The organism is Mycobacterium sp. IDUB_9 (assembly GCF_055419505.1).
The window spans coordinates 706,572-725,915 of record NZ_JBVAXU010000002.1; the positions used below are offsets into that span (position 1 = coordinate 706,572).

A 19,344-nucleotide genomic window follows, 5' to 3' on the forward strand; every position below is an offset into this window, starting at 1 on the left:
TTTTATCGCGATCGGGTGACACCATGGACACCATGAGGCAAAGGATCCTTGTCGTCGACGACGACCCATCGCTGGCCGAGATGCTCACCATCGTCTTGCGTGGCGAGGGATTCGACACGGCGGTCGTCGGGGACGGCAGCCAGGCGCTCACCGCGGTCCGCGAACTGCGGCCCGATCTGGTCCTGTTGGACCTGATGTTGCCCGGCATGAACGGGATCGACGTGTGCCGGGTGCTGCGTGCCGACTCCGGCGTCCCGATCGTCATGCTGACGGCCAAGACCGACACCGTCGATGTGGTGCTGGGACTGGAATCCGGCGCCGACGACTATGTGATGAAGCCGTTCAAGCCCAAGGAACTCATCGCCCGCGTGCGCGCGCGGCTGCGCCGCAACGAGGACGAGCCTGCCGAGCTGCTGTCGATCAACGACGTCGAGATCGATGTGCCGGCCCACAAGGTGACCCGTCAGGGCGAGCAGATTTCGCTGACACCGCTGGAGTTCGACCTGCTCGTGGCGCTGGCACGCAAACCACGCCAGGTGTTTACTCGTGATGTGCTACTCGAACAGGTGTGGGGATATCGCCACCCCGCTGACACCCGTTTGGTGAACGTGCATGTCCAGCGGTTGCGGGCCAAGGTTGAGAAGGACCCGGAGAACCCGCAGGTGGTGTTGACCGTTCGAGGAGTGGGATACAAGGCCGGACCCCCGTGATCTTCAGCTCCAGACGGCGCATTCGTGGTCGCTGGGGAGGATCCGGCCCGCTGTTGCGCGGATTGGGGACGCTTGTTCGGGCGGTGAGCCTGGTGTGGCGTCGTTCGCTGCAACTGCGGGTCGTGACGCTCACTCTGGGGCTCTCGCTCGCTGTCATCCTGGTGCTCGGCTTCGTGCTGACCAGCCAGATCACGGACCGGATCCTTGAGGTCAAGGTCAAGGCCGCCACCGAGGAGGTGGAACGGGCCCGCATCACGGTCGGCGGCATCGTCGGCGGTGAAGAGAGCCGTTCGCTCGACAGCAGCCTGCAGTTGGCCCGGAACACCCTGATCGATCGCAAGGCCGACGCCCGCGCGGACGTGGCCGGCGCGTTCGACGCGGTGCTGATGGTTCCCGGCGACGGACCACGCGAAGCCGCTGCGGCCGGGCCGGTGCAACAGGTGCCCAAGGGTCTGCGTGACTTTGTCAAGGCCGGCCAGGTCAGCTACCAATACACCACGGTCGCCACCGATGCGTTCTCCGGACCGGCGCTGATCGTCGGGAGCCCGGCGGCCTCGTCGGTGCCCAATCTTGAGCTCTACCTGATCTTTCCGCTGAAAAATGAGGAAAGCACCATCTCCCTGGTACGCGGCACCATGGCGACCGGTGGCGTGGTGCTGCTGGGTCTGCTGGCGGCGATCTCCCTCGTGGTGGCCCGTCAGATCGTGCAGCCGGTGCGGTCGGCCTCACGTATCGCCGAGCGATTCGCCGAGGGCCACCTGACCGAGCGGATGCCGGTGCGCGGCGAGGACGACATGGCCCGCCTGGCGGTGTCGTTCAACGACATGGCCGAGAGTTTGTCGCGCCAGATCCAGCAGCTCGAGGAATTCGGTAACCTGCAGCGCCGCTTCACTTCTGATGTCAGCCATGAACTGCGGACCCCGCTGACCACGGTGCGCATGGCCGCCGACCTGATCCACGATCACAGCGAGGATCTCGACCCCGCGCTGCGCCGGTCCACCGAGCTGATGGTCAACGAACTGGACCGGTTCGAGACCCTGCTCGCCGATCTGCTGGAGATCTCCCGCCACGACGCCGGCGTGGCCGAGCTGTCGGTGGAGTCGGTGGATCTGCGGACCACGGTGCAGAGCGCGCTGGACAATGTCGGGCACCTGGCGGCCGACGCCGAGGTCGAGCTCGACCTCAACATGCCGGCTGATGGGGTGATCGCCGAGGTGGATCCGCGTCGGGTGGAACGCATCCTGCGCAACCTCATCGCCAACGCCATCGATCATGCCGAACGTAAACCGGTGCGCATCCGGATGGCTGCCGACGAGGACACCGTCGCCGTCACCGTGCGCGATTACGGTGTCGGCCTGCGCCCCGGTGAGGAAAAGCTGGTGTTCAGCCGGTTCTGGCGGTCCGACCCGTCACGGGTGCGCCGCTCCGGTGGCACCGGCCTGGGCCTGGCCATCAGCATCGAGGACGCACGCCTGCACCAGGGCCGGTTGGAGGCCTGGGGTGAGCCGGGTAAGGGAGCATGCTTCCGCCTGACGCTGCCGCTGGTGCGCGGCCACAAGGTGACCACCAGCCCGCTGCCGTTGAAACCTGCTTCACAGCAGCAAAAGTCGCGGCAGCGTCCCAACCGTGACCGTGAGCATGCCGAGGAGAACGTGTGAAGCGCCTGCTGACGGTGGTGGTCGTCGGTCTGGTCGTTCTGGTGTCAGGATGCGCGGGAATTCCGAATTCGTCGTCCCCGCAAGCGATCGGCACCGTCGACAGACCGGCACCGCCGAACCTGCCGAAACCGGCGCCGGGCATGGATCCCGACGTGCTTCTGCGTGAATTCCTCAAGGCCACGGCCGATCCCGCGAACCGACACCTGGCGGCCCGGCAGTTCCTCACCGAGTCCGCGTCCAGCTCGTGGGACGACGCCGGCAGCGCACTGCTGCTCGACCGAGTGGTGTTCGTCGAAACCCGCGGCGCGGACCGGGTTTCGGTGAGTATGCGGGCCGACATCCTGGGATCGCTGTCCGACATGGGGGTGTTCGAGACGGGGGAGGGCGCGTTGCCCGACCCCGGGCCCATCGAGCTCGTCCAGACTCCGGGCGGTTGGCGCATCGACCGGCTGCCCAACGGGGTTTTCCTCGACTGGCAACAGTTTCAGTCCACCTACAAGCGCAACACCCTCTATTTCGTCGACCCGACCGGTGCCACGGTCGTGCCCGACCCGCGTTATGTCGCGGTGTCCGATCCCGACCAGTTGGCCACCGAACTGATCTCCAAACTGGTCTCCGGCCCACGTCCGGAAATAGCCAGGGCGGTACGCAATCTGCTCGACGCACCGTTGCGGTTGCGCGGTCCGGTCACCCGGGCCGACGGCGGGAAGACCGGGGTGGGGCGCGGCTACGGTGGTGCCCGGATCGACCTCGAGAATCTCTCGACCACCGATCCGCACAGTCGGCAACTGCTTGCCGCACAGATCATCTGGACTCTGTCGCGGGCGGGGATCAGTGGACCCTACGTGATCAACGTCGACGGTGCACCGCTGGACGACCGGTTCGCCGACGGCTGGGAGACCTCGGACGTCGCGGCCACCGATCCCGGGGCCGTGCCCGGCGCGGCCGCCGGTCTGCACGCACTGGTCGGCGGTTCTCTGGTGGCGTTGGACGGGCAACAGACCACCCGGGTGCCGGGGGCGTTCGGCTCGGCGCCCAATCAGATTTCGGCCGCGGTGTCGCGCAACGGCCAGGACGCGGCGTCGGTGGTGGTCCTGCCCGACGCCCCGGAAGCCACTGCCGCCTCGCTGTGGATGGGGCCGTTGGGCGGGCCCACCGCCAAGGCCATCGAGGGCCGCACCGTCAGCCGGCCGAGCTGGTCGCTGGATCAGGCCGTGTGGGTGGTGGTCGACGATGCCAACGTGGTGCGCGCGATCCGCGATGCCTCGGGTGTGCCGGCCCGCATTCCCGTCGACGCGGCGGCGGTGACCACCCGCTATCCGGGCCCGATCACCGAACTGCAGCTGTCCCGGGACGGCACCCGCGCGGCGATGGTGATCGGTGGACAGGTGATCCTGGCGGGCATCGAGCGGACCCCCGAGGGACAGTTCCTGCTGACCTATCCGAGGCGTCTCGGCTTCGGCCTGGGCAACACGGTGGTGTCGCTGTCCTGGCGTACCGGCGACGACATCGTGGTCAGCCGAACCGATCCGGCGCACCCGGTGTCCTACGTCAACCTCGACGGGGTGAACTCGGACGGGCCCAGCCGCAATCTGCAGGTCCCGGTGGGCACGGTGGCCGCGAATCCTTCGACGGTCTACGTCGCCGACCCGCGCGGGGTGATGCAGCTGTCCGCGTCGGTCAGTGAGAACAATCCCGGGTGGGTCGAGGTCCGGCCGCTGATGGTTGCCGGTTCGTTGCCGGTGCTGCCGGGCTGACTCTTCGGCGCGCGGTCGAGCCTGCGGTGCGCCGATTTCCACCCCAGGGCTGTCCCGCCGCCGGGATCGCGACCCACAGGTAGAAACCGGCGGTGGTGCCGTGGCGGAGCAGCAGCGATGTCACCCCCGGCGTGCAGACTGCCCGCATGCTCGACCTCATCCTGCCGCTGGAGTGCGGCGGCTGCGGGGCACCCTCGACCCGGTGGTGTGCGGCGTGTGCCGCGCTCCTCGGTGTCGGGGACGACGAGCCGCACCTGGTTACCCCGCGCACCGATCCGGGCGTTCCGGTGTTTGCCCTGGGCCGCCACGCAGGTATCCGTCGGCGCGTAATCGTCGCCGCCAAAGAAAAGGGGCGCATGGACCTCGTGGCGCCACTGGCCGGGGCGCTGAACGTCGGCCTGCAGCATCTGCTGACCTGGGGGATCGTCGGTACTCCGCTGGCGCTGGTTCCGGCACCCACCCGCGCCGCCGCGGCACGTCGTCGCGGCGGTGATCCGGTCCGCCGGATCGCGACGGCGGCGGTTGCCGGGCTGCCCGGTGTCCGCGTCGTTCCCGCGCTGCGTCTGAGGCCGTGGGTGCGTGATTCGGTGGGCCTGTCGGGCGCCGCCCGCCAGCGCAACATCGCCGGCCGGGTGCGTGTGATCCGGCCGGTCGTGGGTGAAGTGGTGCTGGTCGACGACATTGTCACCACCGGGGCCACCGCGGCCGAATCGGTGCGGATGCTCACGACCGCCGGGGCCGACGTGGCTGCTGTACTGGCGATTTCACACGCCTGACGTGCGCGTCATTTCGTTGAGATCAAACCCACGTGAAGAACTGAGAACACGTATTTGAAATTGGTGGCACGAGTGGGTGAACACGGACTACCGTCGGCAGCAACCACCCGTGAATGACTCACGGCGGCGCTCAGAGCGATGCAGCGCCACTTCACCGCTTAACGGTAGGAGGTGAGTACCCGACACCTTGCGCCGACGGGTGGAGCAAATTTATTCGGCCCATCGGCGCTATCACGATTCGTTGAGAAGTAGGGCACGCGCGATGCGTGTGACAACTGAGAGAAACGAGTTGCCGAGTATGTCAACCCATTCCCCGGAAACAAGCGCCACCATGGTGGTCGACCCCGACGAGCAGATCGGCGACGCCACCCCGGAGCCGAACGCAGAAGTTGTGGTCAAGGGTCGAAACGTCGAAGTTCCAGACCACTTCCGTATGTACGTCTCGGAGAAGTTGTCGCGCCTGGAGCGGTTTGACCGCACCATCTACCTGTTCGACGTCGAGCTCGATCACGAACGTAACCGCCGTCAGCGCAAAAACTGCCAGCACGTCGAGATCACGGCCCGGGGCCGTGGGCCGGTGGTGCGCGGCGAGGCCTGCGCAGACAGCTTCTATGCCGCCCTGGAATCAGCGGCAGGCAAACTCGAGAGCCGGCTCCGCAAGAGCAAGGACCGCCGGAAGATCCACTACGGCGACAAGACCCCGGTGTCGCTGGCCGAAGCGACGGCGCACGAGACGCTGTTCGAGAACCAGCCGACGGCGACGGCCGACGCCGGATTGGCCGACGGTCTCGACGACCATGAGCCGGGCCGGATCGTGCGGACCAAGGAACACCCCGCGAAGCCGATGACAGTCGACGACGCCCTCTACGAGATGGAGCTGGTCGGCCACGATTTCTTCCTGTTCCACGACAAGGAGAGTGACCGCCCGTCGGTGGTCTACCGGCGCCATGCCTACGACTACGGGCTGATCCGCCTGGCCTGAGCGCCGGCAATCCCCCGCAAGTCGGGGGGCCCAGCAGAATCGCACCTCGGAGCATTCCGGGGTGCGATTCTGTCTCTTCGCGCCAGCAGAACCAGCGGCTTCGACCGGTCACCTACGATGGACGTCAACTAAGCCCGTGCGATCCCGCCCACGGGATCCATCGAACCCACAGGGGAAATAGCGTGCTGTCGAAGTTGCTCCGTCTCGGTGAAGGCCGCATGGTCAAGCGCCTCAAGAAGGTGGCCGACTATGTCGACACTTTGTCCGACGACATGGAGAAGCTCTCGGACGCCGAGTTGCGAGCCAAGACCGATGAGTTCAAGAAGCGGATCGCCGACGGCGAGGACGTCGATGACCTGCTGCCCGAGGCATTCGCCGTGGCCCGCGAGGCGGCGTGGCGGGTGTTGTCCCAAAAGCACTTCGAGGTCCAGGTCATGGGTGGCGCGGCCCTTCATTTCGGCAACGTCGCCGAGATGAAGACCGGTGAGGGCAAGACCCTGACCGCGGTGCTGCCGGCCTATCTCAACGCGCTCCGCGGCGAGGGCGTGCACGTCGTCACGGTGAACGACTACCTGGCCAAACGTGACAGCGAGTGGATGGGTCGCGTGCACCGGTTCCTGGGCCTGGAGGTGGGCGTCATCCTCTCGGGCTTGACCCCGGAGGAGCGCAGGGCAGCCTATGCGGCCGATATCACCTACGGCACGAACAATGAGTTCGGCTTCGACTACCTGCGCGACAACATGGCGCACTCGGTCGAGGACATGGTGCAGCGCGGCCATCACTTCGCGATCGTGGACGAGGTCGACTCGATCCTGATCGACGAGGCCCGCACCCCGCTGATCATCTCGGGTCCTGCTGACGGCGCTTCCAACTGGTACAGCGAGTTCGCCCGGCTGGCCCCGCTGATGGAGAAGGACGTCCACTACGAGGTCGACATCCGCAAGCGCACCATCGGTGTGCACGAGCTGGGTGTGGAGTTCGTCGAGGACCAACTGGGCATCGAGAACCTCTACGAGGCCGCCAACTCGCCGCTGGTCAGTTACCTGAACAACGCCATCAAGGCCAAGGAGCTGTTCCAGCGCGACAAGGACTACATCGTCCGTGACGGCGATGTGCTCATTGTCGACGAGTTCACCGGCCGTGTGCTGCTGGGTCGCCGCTACAACGAGGGCATGCACCAGGCGATCGAGGCCAAGGAACACGTCGAGATCAAGGCCGAGAACCAGACGCTGGCCACGATCACGCTGCAGAATTACTTCCGCCTCTACGACAAGCTGTCCGGTATGACCGGTACGGCCGAGACCGAGGCCGCCGAGCTGCACGAGATCTACAAGCTGGGCGTGGTGCCCATCCCGACCAACAAGCCGATGGTCCGTGCCGATCAGGGCGACCTGATCTACAAGACCGAGGAAGCCAAGTACATCGCCGTCGTCGACGATGTCGCCGAGCGCTACGAGAAGGGCCAGCCGGTCCTCATCGGTACGACGAGCGTCGAGCGCTCCGAGTACCTGTCGCGGCAGTTCACCAAGCGCAAGATTCCGCACAACGTGCTCAACGCGAAGTACCACGAGCAGGAGGCGAACATCATCGCCGAGGCCGGCCGGCTCGGCGCCATCACCGTCGCCACCAACATGGCCGGTCGCGGTACCGACATCGTGCTCGGCGGCAACGCCGACTTCCTGGCAGACAAGCGGCTGCGGGAAAAGGGCCTGGACCCGGTGGAGACCCCCGAGGAGTACGAGGCCGCCTGGGACGACACCCTCACGGCCATCAAGGAAGAGGCCAACAAGGAGGCCGAGAAGGTCACCGATGCCGGTGGTCTGTACGTGCTGGGCACCGAGCGTCACGAGTCCCGGCGTATCGACAACCAGCTGCGCGGCCGCTCGGGCCGCCAGGGTGACCCGGGCGAGTCCCGGTTCTACCTGTCGCTGGGTGACGAGTTGATGCGACGGTTCAACGGCGCGACGCTCGAATCGCTGTTGACCAGGCTGAACCTGCCCGACGATGTGCCGATCGAGGCCAAGATGGTCACCCGTGCCATCAAGAGCGCGCAGACCCAGGTCGAGCAGCAGAACTTCGAGGTCCGCAAGAACGTCCTCAAATATGACGAGGTGATGAACCAGCAGCGCAAGGTCATCTACAAGGAGCGCCGGATGTTGCTGGAGGGTGAGAACCTCCAGCAGCAGGCCCACGACATGCTCGTCGACGTGATCACCGCCTACGTCGACGGTGCCACCGCCGAGGGCTACGCCGAGGACTGGGATCTGGCCAAGCTGTGGGATGCGCTCAAGACGCTGTACCCGGTCGGTATCGACCACAACGACCTGGTCGATTCCGATGCGGTGGGCGAGCCCGGTGAGCTGACGCGCGAGGAACTGCTCGACGCGTTGATCAAGGATGCCGACCGTGCCTACGCCGAGCGCGAGAAGCAGCTGGAAGAGCTGGCGGGCGAGGGTGCCATGCGTCAGCTGGAGCGCAACGTCCTGCTCAACGTGATCGACCGCAAGTGGCGTGAGCACCTCTACGAGATGGATTACCTCAAGGAGGGCATCGGCCTGCGGGCGATGGCGCAGCGCGACCCGTTGGTCGAGTACCAGCGCGAGGGCTACGACATGTTCGTCGGCATGCTCGACGCGCTCAAGGAGGAGTCCGTCGGATTCCTGTTCAACGTTCAGGTCGAGGCTGTACCTTCGCAGCCGAGCGCCCAGGTGGCTCCGGTGGCCGCGCCCAGCGGGCTGGCCGAGTTCGCCGCGGCGGCCGCTGCGAAGGCCGGTGAGGCCACTGCCGCCGATGCGGAGTCGAGTGCGGTGGCAACCAAGGAGCGTCCGACGCCGGCACCGGCCCTGCGCGCCAAGGGCATCGACAATGACGCGCCGCCCCTGACCTACACGGGTCCGTCCGAGGACGGCACCGCCGAGGTGCAGCGCTCCGGTGGTAGCGGACGGCATTCTGCGACTGCGGGCGGCGGCACCCGCCGTGAGCGTCGGGAAGCGGCCCGCAAGCAGGCCAAGACCGGCCGGCCGTCGAAGTCGCACCGCAAGAGCTAGCCGAGCTGTAGCGCAGTGAGTTGCCAACGGCCACTGCGTGATTCGATGCGTCCGGCGATGGCGCGCACCCGCGGCCCACGGGTGTAGGTGGCGAACAGCTCGGCGGCCTCGGGTGAGGCTGCCGGGCGCAGCCCCACCCGGCGCAGGCTGGCGGTGGTGCCGTGGCGTGCCGCGGTGGAGGCGATGACCGCGTCGAGCAGCAGCGGGCTCATCAACGATTTCAGCTGTGACGGTGGCCTGCGCCGATCGACGACCTCCAGGACCCGGCGCAGGGCCATATCGGCGAACTGCGCGGCACCGGGCTGCAATTGCCCGTCGGTCCCGGAACTGACCAGCCGCAACCGGCGCGGGCTGTGCCCGTGTAGCAGCGTCGGTGCCGGGCACAGCGGCATCGGTGCCGACACGTCAGCTGGTTGTACTCCCAGCGGCAGTGCCGGCGGCTCGTAGTCGATGACCGGAGCGGTCAGTTTCGGGGTGGGCACAGGCAACCTCCAGCGGTCGGCATCACGGACGACATCTGCTGGAGAGGTGCAGACCTACCCATGATCGCACGGGTTCGGCGTGGCGGAAGCACGCATAATCCGACGCTCGGCTTCGCCGGTTAGCGTGACGAGAGTCGTCGAACCAGGGGGAGCGGAATGGTTCAGCCCAGCATCGATTGGCCGGCCGAGCCGCTGCGCTCGCTGATATGGACGCTGCAGGCGTGGGTGATCACGCTGGTGGTGTTCCTGGCAGTCGCGCTGCTCATCGCGCGATTCACCCGATGGGGACAACAGTTCTGGCGGGTCAACGCGCCGTTCTTCAGCGGGGCCGGCAGTTGGCGCACCTGGGCGCTGCTGGCATTCATCCTCTGGCACACCGTGTATTCGGCGCGGGTGATCGTGATTTTCACCTACCAGTACGCCGACCTGATGAATGCGGTGCAGGCCGGTGCGGAGGCGCTGGCCACCCATGATGGCGCGAAGCTGGACGCCGCGCGGCAGGCGTTCATGACATCGTTTGCGATCAGCGGGATTCTGGTGGCACTCACCGTGATCTACACGGTGGTCGATCTGCTCCTACGCCGGGTTTTCTCGATCCGTTGGCGTATCTGGCTCAACACCCGCCTCGTCGACGACTGGATGACCGGCGATGCGTTCTATCGCAACCGCTTTCTGGACCAGCCGGTGGAGAACCCGGACCAGCGCATCCAGACCGACGTCGAGACGGTCACCACCAAATCGGTGGACCTGAGCACCGCAGCGGTGAACAAGTCGCTGTTGATCGTCATGTTCACCGGCGTGCTGTGGCAACTGTCCGGTCCGTTGCAGTTGGGCGACTGGACCGTTTCGCGGGCCATGGTGTTCGTGGCGTTCGTCTTCTCGATCACGGTGACCGTGATCGCGTTCTGGATCGGCCGCCCGCTGGTGCGGCTGAACTTCCTCAACGAAAGGTTCAGCGCCAGTTTCCGGTACGCGCTGGTTCGATTGCGGGACAGTGCCGAGCGCGTCGCCTTCTACCGCGGTGGGGAGCGTGAACGGCAACTGCTGCACTCCCGGTTCGCCGAGATCATCGCCAACATGTGGCGGATCGTGTTCGCCCAGTTGCGGCTCTACGGTTGGAACCGCGGGGTCGGCGACGTGACGACCGGCATGATTCCCTACATCGTGCAGGCGCCCCGGTTCTTCGCCGGTCAGATCACGCTCGGTGGCCTGCTCCAGACCGTCGCGGCCTTCGGAAATGTCTGTGCCGCAATGGCATTCTTCCGCGACAGCTATGACGAGTTCACCGTCTACCGCGCCGCACTGATGCGCGTCGACCAGATGCTCGCTCACGATCATCGGGCGCGGGAGTTGCCCCGCATCTCAGTCGCGGCCACCCGGGATTCGCTGGCGCTCAGCGAGGTAGGGGTGGATGACCTGCAGGGGCGGCCGATGATCACCGATCTGTCGATGGTGCTGAACCCGGGTGACAGTGTGGTGGTCAAGGGTCCGTCCGGGTGCGGTAAGACCACCCTGCTGCGCAGCCTGGCCGAGTTGTGGCCGCGGACAGCGGGACTGGCCCAGTACCCGCCCGGATGGGCGACGCTGTTCCTGCCTCAATTGCCCTACCTGCCGCTGGGGGACCTGCGGGCCTCGGTGGTGTACCCGCTGCCGATTGCGGACGTGAGTGACAGCGAACTGCGGGACACGCTGCGCGCGGTGGCCCTCGGGCATCTGGCCGAGCGCCTGGACGACGAAGGCGACTGGTCGTCGGTGCTGTCCCTGGGTGAGCAACAGCGGGTCTCCTTCGCGCGGGTGCTGCTGGTCCGTCCGCGGGTGGTCTTCCTCGACGAGTCGACCTCCGCGTTGGACGAGGGACTCGAGGACGCCATGTATGGACTCCTGCGTGAACGGTTACCCGACTGCGTGGTGGTCAGCGTGGGGCACCGGTCCACCATCGACCGTCATCACCGGTCGCGGCTGCAGCTGGAGGGCAGCGGGCGCTGGGAGCTCTCGGTGATCACGGCATGAATTCTGGGTAGCTCAGGCGCGAAATTGACGCGCTGCAGCACCCGTGATGCGCAACAGCAGAATCGCCGGTTAACGTGACGTGTTCGAGCGGAGCGACGAGGGGAGGTTGGCGCCGCATGGTGAACAGGCTGTCGGCGTCCGACGCCGCGTTCTTCCATCTGGAGAACAGCGCTACGCCGATGTACGTCGGGTCGTTGTCGATCCTGCGAAAGCCGCGTGCCGGCTTGAGTTACGAGACCCTGTTGGAGACCGTCGAGCATCGGTTGCCGCAGATTCCGCGTTACCGCCAGAAAGTGCGCGAGGTGACGTTGGGCCTGGCCCGGCCGGTGTGGGTGGATGATCGGGATTTCGACATCACCTACCACATCCGGCGTTCGGCGCTGCCGTCTCCGGGCAGCGACGCTCAGCTGCACGACCTGATCGCCCGGCTCGGCTCGCGGCCGTTGGATCGGACCCGTCCGCTGTGGGAGATGTATCTGGTCGAAGGGCTGACCAAGAACCGCATCGCGATCTACACCAAGACGCACCAGGCCCTGGTCAACGGGATGACCGCCCTCGAGATCGGGCACGTGATCGTCGACCGGGCGCAGAAGCCGCCGGAATTCGGCGAGGACATCTGGATCCCGACCCGCGAACCCAGCGACCGACAGCTGGTCCTCGGAGCGATCGGGGAGTGGATCACCCGGCCGACCACCCAGCTGGCCGCCCTGCGCGACACCGTGACCGAGGTGGCCACGAGTGCCAGTGAACTGGCGGCGGTGGGCCGTCGGGTTGCCGACGTGGTCCGCACGGTGGCCCGCGGAACCGCCCCCAGCAGCCCGCTCAACACCACGGTCTCGCGCAACCGCAGGTTCACCGTGGACGAGCACCGGTTGGAGGATTACCGGCTGGTCCGGGCCCGCTACAACTGCGACATCAACGACGTCGTCCTGGCCGTGGTGGCCGGCGCGCTACGCAATTGGCTGCTGTCGCGCGGGGAGCCCGTCAGCCCGACCACCACGGTGCGGGCGATGGCGCCGATGTCGGTGTACCCGGACGCCGAACTGGACTCCACGGGGCCAGGCCAGGCCATCAGCGAGGTGTCGCCGTTCCTGGTCGACCTCCCGGTTGGCGAGGGCAACGCGGTGGTGCGCCTGTCGCAGATCGCCCATGCCACCGAATCGCATTCCACCGCGGCCAGCCTGGTCGACGCGCGGACCATCGTGACCCTGTCCGGGTTCGCGCCGCCGACCTTGCACGCCATGGGTATCCGGGTGGCGACCGGCTTCTCGGCGCGGCTGTTCAACCTGCTGATCACCAACGTGCCCGGGGCCCAGAAGCAGATGTATGTCGCGGGCACCAAGCTGCTGGAGACCTACGCGGTGCCGCCGCTGTTGCAGAACCAGGTTCTGGCCATCGGGGTGACGTCGTACAACGGCATGTTGTACTTCGGGATCAATGCCGACCGGGATGCGATGAGCGACGTCGACGTGTTGCCGAGCCTGTTCCGTGAATCTCTCGAAGAATTGCTCGAGGCGGCCAAGTAGGTTCTGGGCAGGCCCTGGCAAATACTCCAGGTATTTGACCTCACGCTCGGATCGCGGTCTGATGAATTCACCATGGCCACTGAGATACGAAAAAGTAGATCCGACAAGCACACGCAAGAAGCCAAGGAAGCAACAAAGAAGGCACTGAAGTCGCCGACCGGGGACGTGGTGCCGCATCACCCGGTGCTCGATATCCCGGTCGAACAGAAGGCCTACACCCGCCGGGCAGGTGTGGACTGGGTGGTGTTCGGGGTCACCGCCGTCATCGCTCTCGCATTCCTGGTCTGGGGATTCGTCAGCACGGATTCTCTTGCCGCGGCATCGTCGAACGCACTCAGTTGGGTGATGGCCGACGTCGGTTGGCTGTTCGTCCTGACCGCGTCCGGGTTCGTGGTCTTCGTGATCTGGCTGGCGATGAGCCGCTACGGCAACATCCCGCTCGGCCGTGACGACGACGAACCGGAGTTCCGCACCGTGTCGTGGGTGGCGATGATGTTCAGCGCCGGCATGGGGATCGGTCTGATGTTCTTCGGAGTGTCCGAGCCGTTGTCGCATTTCGCCTCCCCGCCACCGGGCACCGGCGGGCCCGGCAATCCCCAGGCCGCGGAGACCGCGATGGCCACCACGATGTTCCACTGGACGCTGCACCCGTGGGCGATCTACGCCGTTGTAGGCCTGACCATTGCCTACGGCGTCTACCGCAAGGGCCGCCTGCAGCTGATCAGTGCAGCGTTCGAGCCACTACTGGGGAAACATGCGAACGGGCCGTGGGGCAAGGTGATCGACATGCTGGCGATCTTCGCCACGCTGTTCGGGTCCGCGGCCTCGCTGGGGCTCGGCGCACTGCAGATCCGCAGCGGGTTGCACATCGTCGCCGGAGTCGGTGAAACCGGCAATGCCATCTTGATCGGCATCATCACCGTTCTGACCGTCGCGTTCGTCCTGTCGGCGGTGTCCGGCGTGGCGCGCGGGATCCAGTGGCTGTCCAACATCAACATGGTGCTGGCGCTGGCGATGGCACTGTTCATCTTCGTGGTCGGCCCCACGATGTTCATGCTGAACATGATCCCGACCTCCATCGGCAGTTACGTCGGAGATCTCGCGCAGATGGCGGCCCGAACGGGCGCCGAAGGCGACGCGGTCAGCACGTGGCTGCAGAGCTGGACCATCTTCTATTGGGCATGGTGGATCTCCTGGACCCCCTTCGTCGGGATGTTCATCGCCCGGATTTCCCGTGGCCGCACCATCCGGCAGTTCGTGACGGGCGTCCTGCTGGTGCCCAGCGTGGTGTCGGTGATCTGGTTTTGTGTGTTCGGCGGCGCGGCCATCTTCGAGCAGCAGAACGGAGTGGATCTGGCCGGCATGGGCAGCCAGGAGCGGCAGCTGTTCAGCTTGCTCGGCGAGTATCCGATCGCGACGGTCACCAGCGTGGTGGTGATGGTGCTGGTCGCCATCTTCTTCGTGTCCGGCGCCGACGCCGCGTCGATCGTGATGGGTTCGCTGTCCGAGCGGGGCACCATCAAACCCACCCGCCCCACGGTGATCTTCTGGGGCGTCGCCACCGGTGCGGTGGCGGCGGTCATGCTGCTGGTCGGCGGTGCCGACGCGCTGAACGGTCTGCAGTCGATCACGATCATCGTCGCGGTACCGTTCGTCCTGGTGATGATCGGGCTCGCGGTGTCGCTGGTCCGGGACCTGCGGCAGGATCCGTTGGTAGTACGCCGCGAGTACGCGCTCGAAGCCGTCAACGACGCGGTGGTCGCCGGTGTCACCCAGCACGGCGACGATTTCGTGATCTCGGTGGAGAAGGACCCGCAAGCCGACGACCGCGTAGACGCCGCGGACGATTAACCTCGCGGTGTGCGCGTCTACATCCCGACGACCCTGGTCGCCCTGCAGCAGCTCGTCGCCGACCGTCACCTGCTCGTCGTGAACGGAACGGCCTTCGCGGTCACCCCGACGCTGCGGGAGGCCTACGCCGAGGGCGACGACGACGAACTCGCCGAGGTGGCCCTGCGCGAAGCCGCGCTGGCGTCCTTGCGGTTGCTCGCCGGCGGGCCGTCCGATTCGGGGCTGCCACCGCGCCGCGCGGTGGTGGTGGCCGATACGGGGGAGGACGGGGACGTCACGATCCGTCCCGACCTCGACGACGCCGTGGTGCGGTTGTCCGGACCGTTGCCCATCGACGCCGTGGTCGCGGTGTACGTCGACAATGCCGATGCGGAGTCGGCGGTGCTGGCCGCCGTCGACGTCATCGACGAGGCGGACATGGGGGACGAGGACGCCGAACTCACGGTGGGAGACGCTCAGGATCACGACCTGGCGTGGTACGCCCCGCAGGAGTTGCCGTTCCTGCTCGAACTGCTCTGACCGACTAGACGGGGGATTTGATGCGTGCATTCGGGCTGTTGGCGGTGCTGGCCGTGGTCTTGGCGAGTACAGCGTGCTCAGACGGCGGTGGTGACCCGCCGGCAGGCTCGACCGAGCCGGCCGCTCCGGCAGAGTCACGGCAGCCTCCGACGCCGCCGGGCCCGGGCAGCAACATGGCCACGACCGACTTCCGCAACGTCAAAATCTTTGACGGCCATAGTGATCGGCTGTCGGCACCGTCGAATGTGCGGGTCAAGGGCAACCGGATCGAACGGATCTCCACAGCGGAGCTGCCGGCCGATCCGGCTGCCACGGTGATCGACGGGGGTGGCCGCACGCTGATGCCGGGCCTGATCGACAACCACTGGCACACGATGCTCGTGCGGCCACCGGTGACGCAGTTGACGACCTTGGATCCGGGATACCTCAATTTGTTGGCCGGTGCCGAGGCCGGCGACACCTTGATGCGCGGGTTCACCACGGTCCGCGATCTCGGTGGCCCGAGCTTCGGTCTCAAACAGGCCATCGACGAAGGCGTCATCGACGGCCCGCGCATCTACCCGTCGGGCGCGATCATCACCGTCACCAGTGGCCATGGTGACTTCCGTACCGGCCACGATCTCCCGCGCCGCCCCGGTGGCCCGCCGTCACAGCAGGAGGCGCTGGGGGCGAGCATGGTGGCCGACAGCCCTGACGAGGTGCGGATGCGCGCACGCGAGCAGTTGTTCCAGGGCGCGTCGCAGATCAAGCTGACTGCCGGCGGCGGCGTGTCCTCACCGCACAGCCCGCTCGACGTCACCACCTTCACCGAACCCGAACTGCGGGCGGCCACCGAAGCGGCAGGCAACTGGGGCACCTATGTGACAGTCCACGCCTACACCCCGCAGACCATCGCGCAGGCGATCCGCGCCGGCGTCACCTGCATCGAGCATGCGCATCTGATGGACGAGGCAACGGCGAAGGAGATGGCGGACAAGAACATCTGGCTGAGCACGCAGCCCATCCCGGCCGAGATGGTCGGTGCGTTCCCGCCGGGTTCCGACGAGGCCGCCAAGGCCAAGGAGATCGTCGACGGTGTCAGCAACGTCTACCAGCTGGCCCGCAAGTACAAGCTCAAGACCGCCTTCGGCACCGACATCCTGTTCTCGCCGCAGTTGGCGCCGAGGCAAGGGGCGCTGTTGGCGGGGCTGGGCAAGTGGTTCTCGCCCGCCGAGACGTTGACGATGGCCACCGCAACCAACGCCGAACTGCTGGCGATGTCGGGCAAGCGCAGTCCGTATGCGGGCAAGCTGGGCGTGGTGCAGGAGGGTGCCCTGGCGGATCTGCTGCTGGTCGACGGCGACCCGCTGGCGCGCCTGGACCTGGTCGCCGACCCGGAGCGCAACTTCAAAGTGATCATGAAGGACGGGAAAACGTACAAGAACACTTTGGTGTCCTGACGTGCGATGGCCGTCGTACGACTAGCTACGGGGCAGTAACCTACGGTACCGTAGGTTCATGGCCAAGAACTCGATCAAGGTCTCGGCCAATGTGGCCGATACGGTCCGCCCGACCATTGCCGGTGCCGAGCGACGTCCCGGCTGGAACGCCCTGCGTCGCATCGTCGGGCAGGTGACCACGCCGCTGCTGCCCGACGATTACCTCAAGTTGGCCAACCCGTTGTGGTCGGCGCGGGAGTTGCGCGGCCGAGTGGTCGAGGTGCGGCGGGAAACTGCCGATTCCGCGACATTGGTGATCAAACCGGGCTGGGGATTCTCGTTCGACTATCAGCCCGGTCAGTATGTCGGTATCGGCGTGCTGATGGACGGGCGCTGGCGCTGGCGCTCGTATTCGCTCACCTCGACGCCGGAGACAACCGCTTCCGGGGTGGGTGCGCGCACCATCACGATCACGGTCAAGGCGATGCCCGAGGGGTTCTTGTCAGCCCACCTGGTCGATGGCCTGCAACCGGGAACCGTGGTTCGGTTGGCCGCACCGCAGGGCAACTTCGTGATGCCCGATCCGACGCCGGCCACGGTGTTGTTCGTGACCGCGGGTTCTGGCATCACCCCCGTGATGTCGATGTTGCGCACCCTCGCGCGCCGTGACCAGATCACCGACATCGTGCATGTGCATTCCGCGCCAACGGAATCCGACGTGATGTTCGGTTCGGAGTTGGCCGCGCTGCACGATGAGCATCCCGGTTATCAGTTGCTGTTGCGCAGCACCCGGGCCGAGGGCAGGCTCGATCTGGCGCAGATCGGCGACGTGGTTCCCGATTGGCGTGACCGTCAAGCGTGGGCGTGCGGGCCCGAAGGCATGCTCAACGATGCCGAACGGGTGTGGGCGGCCGCTGGTATCGCCGAGCATCTGCACCTGGAACGGTTCGCGGTGTCGCGGGCTGCCCCGCACGGCGCCGGGGGCACGGTGACGTTCGAGCGCAGCGGCAAGGAGGCCACCATCGACGGCGCGACGCCGTTGATGGACGCCGGCGAGCAGGTGGGTATCCAGATGCCGTTCGGCTGCCGGATGGGTATCTGTCAGTCGTGCGTGGTGAGTCTGGTCGACGGGCATGTGCGCGATCTGCGCACCGGTGTCGAGCATGAGCCCGGCACCCGGATTCAGACGTGCGTTTCGGCGGCGTCCGGCGACTGCACTCTGGACGTTTAGCCTTTACCGGCTAGTAACCTACGGCATCGTAGGTTACGCTACCGTAGGTAAGCGAGAGGAGGCCGACGATGGCAATTACCGACGTTCCCGAGTTCACGCATCTCACCGATGCCGACATCGAAAATCTGGGCATCGAGCTAGATGCGATCCGTCAGGACATCGAAGATTCCCGCGGTGAGCGCGATGCGCGCTACATCCGTCGCACCATCGCCGCGCAGCGTGCCCTCGAGCTGACCGGGCGGCTGCTGCTGGCGGCGAGTTCGCGCCGCTCGGCATGGTGGGCGGGCACCGCGACCCTGGGCGTGGCCAAGATCATCGAGAACATGGAGATCGGCCACAACGTCATGCACGGCCAGTGGGACTGGATGAACGATCCCGAGATTCACTCCTCGACGTGGGAGTGGGACATGAGCGGGGCGTCCAAGCACTGGCGCTTCACCCACAATTTCATGCACCACAAGTACACCAACATTCTCGGCATGGACGACGACGTGGGCTACGGCGTCATCCGCGTGACGCGCGATGCGAGGTGGAAGCCGTTCAACCTCGTCGGCAACCTGCTGTTCAACACCCTGCTTGCCATCGGCTTCGAGTGGGGAGTCGGGTTGCAGCACCTGGAGCTCGGAAAGATCTCCAAGGGTCGCGACGACCGGAAGGCGACGCTGGTCCGGGTTCGCGAGTTCGGAGTGAAGGCCGCCAACCAGCTCGCCAAGGACTACGTCGTCTGGCCCGCGCTGACCGCACTGTCGCCCGGCGCGACCTTCACGTCGACTCTGAAGGCCAATGCGGTGGCCAACGTCATCCGCAACGTGTGGGCCAACGCGGTGATCTTCTGCGGCCATTTCCCCGATGGCGCAGAGAAATTCACCAAGACCGACATGGTGGGCGAGTCGCGCGGTCAGTGGTATCTGCGGCAGATGCTGGGGAGTGCCAACTTCAACTCGGGCCCGGCGCTGGCCTTCATGAGCGGCAACCTGAGCTACCAGATCGAGCACCACCTGTTCCCGGATCTGCCGAGCAACCGCTACGCCGAGGTCGCGATCCGGGTGCGGGCGCTGTGCGACAAGTACGACCTGCCCTACACGACGGGGCCCTTCCTGGTGCAGTACGGCAAGACCTGGCGCACCATCGCCAAACTGTCGTTGCCGGACCGGTTCTTGCGTGACACCGCCGACAATGCGCCGGAAACCCGCAGCGAGCGGATGTTCAGCGAGCTCGAGGGGTTCGGTGTCACCGACCCGGCGACCGGGCGTCGACGTGGCCTGAAGACGGCCATCGAGACCGTGCGGGGCTGGCGCCGCCGCTGATCTGCTCGAACGTGAAGAGGGTGTCGAGAATTCGCTGAATTCTCGACACCCTCTTCACATTGGGCTCGGA

The 19,344-nt window shown here is 66.3% G+C and carries 14 protein-coding genes; 13 read left to right on the forward strand and 1 reads right to left on the reverse strand.

What is annotated here, in order from left to right; all coding sequences use genetic code 11:
* The first annotated feature begins 23 nt into the window (after positions 1–23).
* From mtrA to secA, 6 genes are all read left to right on the forward strand, one after another.
* Positions 24–710, forward strand: coding sequence for a two-component system response regulator MtrA (gene mtrA / locus ACZY08_RS12070; protein WP_463744626.1), 687 nt, complete (start codon positions 24–26; stop codon positions 708–710).
* A complete protein-coding gene (gene mtrB / locus ACZY08_RS12075) occupies positions 707–2,368 on the forward strand; it encodes an MtrAB system histidine kinase MtrB (RefSeq protein WP_463744625.1) in 1,662 nt (553 codons plus the stop codon). The genes mtrA and mtrB overlap by 4 nt, the downstream gene beginning before the upstream one ends.
* Positions 2,365–4,125 carry an MtrAB system accessory lipoprotein LpqB gene (gene lpqB, locus ACZY08_RS12080; RefSeq protein ID WP_463744624.1) on the forward strand — a complete coding sequence of 587 codons (1,761 nt, stop codon included), beginning with the start codon at positions 2,365–2,367 and terminating at the stop codon, positions 4,123–4,125. The genes mtrB and lpqB overlap by 4 nt, the downstream gene beginning before the upstream one ends.
* A 146-nt stretch (positions 4,126–4,271) precedes the next feature.
* Complete coding sequence (locus ACZY08_RS12085) at positions 4,272–4,901, forward strand: ComF family protein (RefSeq protein ID WP_463745272.1); 630 nt, start codon at positions 4,272–4,274, stop codon at positions 4,899–4,901.
* A gap of 331 nt (positions 4,902–5,232) precedes the next feature.
* A complete protein-coding gene (hpf, locus tag ACZY08_RS12090; RefSeq protein WP_463745271.1) occupies positions 5,233–5,883 on the forward strand; it encodes a ribosome hibernation-promoting factor, HPF/YfiA family in 651 nt (216 codons plus the stop codon).
* 182 nt (positions 5,884–6,065) lie between these two features.
* Entirely contained in the window at positions 6,066–8,930 is a 2,865-nt protein-coding gene (secA, locus tag ACZY08_RS12095) for a preprotein translocase subunit SecA (RefSeq protein ID WP_463744623.1), read from the forward strand.
* On the opposite strand, the gene ACZY08_RS12100 is transcribed toward secA, so the two are convergent.
* The gene (locus ACZY08_RS12100; protein ID WP_463744622.1) at positions 8,927–9,412 is read right to left on the reverse strand and encodes an Rv3235 family protein; all 486 of its coding nucleotides are present in this window, start codon (positions 9,410–9,412) and stop codon (positions 8,927–8,929) included. The genes secA and ACZY08_RS12100 overlap by 4 nt on opposite strands.
* A 156-nt stretch (positions 9,413–9,568) precedes the next feature.
* Here ACZY08_RS12100 and ACZY08_RS12105 point away from each other — a divergent pair, with 156 nt between their 5' ends.
* The 7 genes from ACZY08_RS12105 (at position 9,569) to ACZY08_RS12135 (ending at position 19,274) form a co-directional block, all read left to right on the forward strand.
* Positions 9,569–11,422 (forward strand): ABC transporter ATP-binding protein/permease, encoded by a 1,854-nt coding sequence (locus tag ACZY08_RS12105; RefSeq protein ID WP_463744621.1) that lies wholly within the window; start codon positions 9,569–9,571, stop codon positions 11,420–11,422.
* 116 nt (positions 11,423–11,538) lie between these two features.
* Complete coding sequence (locus ACZY08_RS12110) at positions 11,539–12,948, forward strand: WS/DGAT/MGAT family O-acyltransferase (RefSeq protein WP_463744620.1); 1,410 nt, start codon at positions 11,539–11,541, stop codon at positions 12,946–12,948.
* A gap of 72 nt (positions 12,949–13,020) precedes the next feature.
* Positions 13,021–14,799, forward strand: coding sequence for a BCCT family transporter (locus ACZY08_RS12115; RefSeq protein WP_463744619.1), 1,779 nt, complete (start codon positions 13,021–13,023; stop codon positions 14,797–14,799).
* 9 nt (positions 14,800–14,808) lie between these two features.
* Entirely contained in the window at positions 14,809–15,318 is a 510-nt protein-coding gene (locus ACZY08_RS12120; RefSeq protein ID WP_463744618.1) for a DUF6912 family protein, read from the forward strand.
* A 20-nt stretch (positions 15,319–15,338) separates the two neighbouring features.
* On the forward strand, positions 15,339–16,757 hold the full coding sequence (locus ACZY08_RS12125) for a metal-dependent hydrolase family protein (RefSeq protein WP_463744617.1): 1,419 nt from the start codon (positions 15,339–15,341) through the stop codon (positions 16,755–16,757).
* Between the two features lie 58 nt (positions 16,758–16,815).
* Positions 16,816–17,967, forward strand: a complete 1,152-nt coding sequence (locus ACZY08_RS12130; RefSeq protein WP_463744616.1) for a ferredoxin reductase — start codon at positions 16,816–16,818, stop codon at positions 17,965–17,967.
* A gap of 68 nt (positions 17,968–18,035) precedes the next feature.
* The gene (locus ACZY08_RS12135) at positions 18,036–19,274 is read left to right on the forward strand and encodes a fatty acid desaturase family protein (RefSeq protein WP_463744615.1); all 1,239 of its coding nucleotides are present in this window, start codon (positions 18,036–18,038) and stop codon (positions 19,272–19,274) included.
* Positions 19,275–19,344 lie beyond the last annotated feature (70 nt).

What these genes read in the sequence shown, in the direction of transcription:
- mtrA (WP_463744626.1), top strand. Translation starts at nt 24, where the DNA reads ATGGACACCATGAGGCAAAGGATCCTTGTCGTCGACGACGACCCATCG.
- ACZY08_RS12085 (WP_463745272.1), top strand. Translation starts at nt 4,272, where the DNA reads ATGCTCGACCTCATCCTGCCGCTGGAGTGCGGCGGCTGCGGGGCACCC.
- hpf (WP_463745271.1), top strand. Translation starts at nt 5,233, where the DNA reads ATGGTGGTCGACCCCGACGAGCAGATCGGCGACGCCACCCCGGAGCCG.
- ACZY08_RS12105 (WP_463744621.1), top strand. Translation starts at nt 9,569, where the DNA reads ATGGTTCAGCCCAGCATCGATTGGCCGGCCGAGCCGCTGCGCTCGCTG.
- ACZY08_RS12110 (WP_463744620.1), top strand. Translation starts at nt 11,539, where the DNA reads ATGGTGAACAGGCTGTCGGCGTCCGACGCCGCGTTCTTCCATCTGGAG.
- ACZY08_RS12115 (WP_463744619.1), top strand. Translation starts at nt 13,021, where the DNA reads ATGGCCACTGAGATACGAAAAAGTAGATCCGACAAGCACACGCAAGAA.
- ACZY08_RS12125 (WP_463744617.1), top strand. Translation starts at nt 15,339, where the DNA reads ATGCGTGCATTCGGGCTGTTGGCGGTGCTGGCCGTGGTCTTGGCGAGT.
- ACZY08_RS12130 (WP_463744616.1), top strand. Translation starts at nt 16,816, where the DNA reads ATGGCCAAGAACTCGATCAAGGTCTCGGCCAATGTGGCCGATACGGTC.
- ACZY08_RS12135 (WP_463744615.1), top strand. Translation starts at nt 18,036, where the DNA reads ATGGCAATTACCGACGTTCCCGAGTTCACGCATCTCACCGATGCCGAC.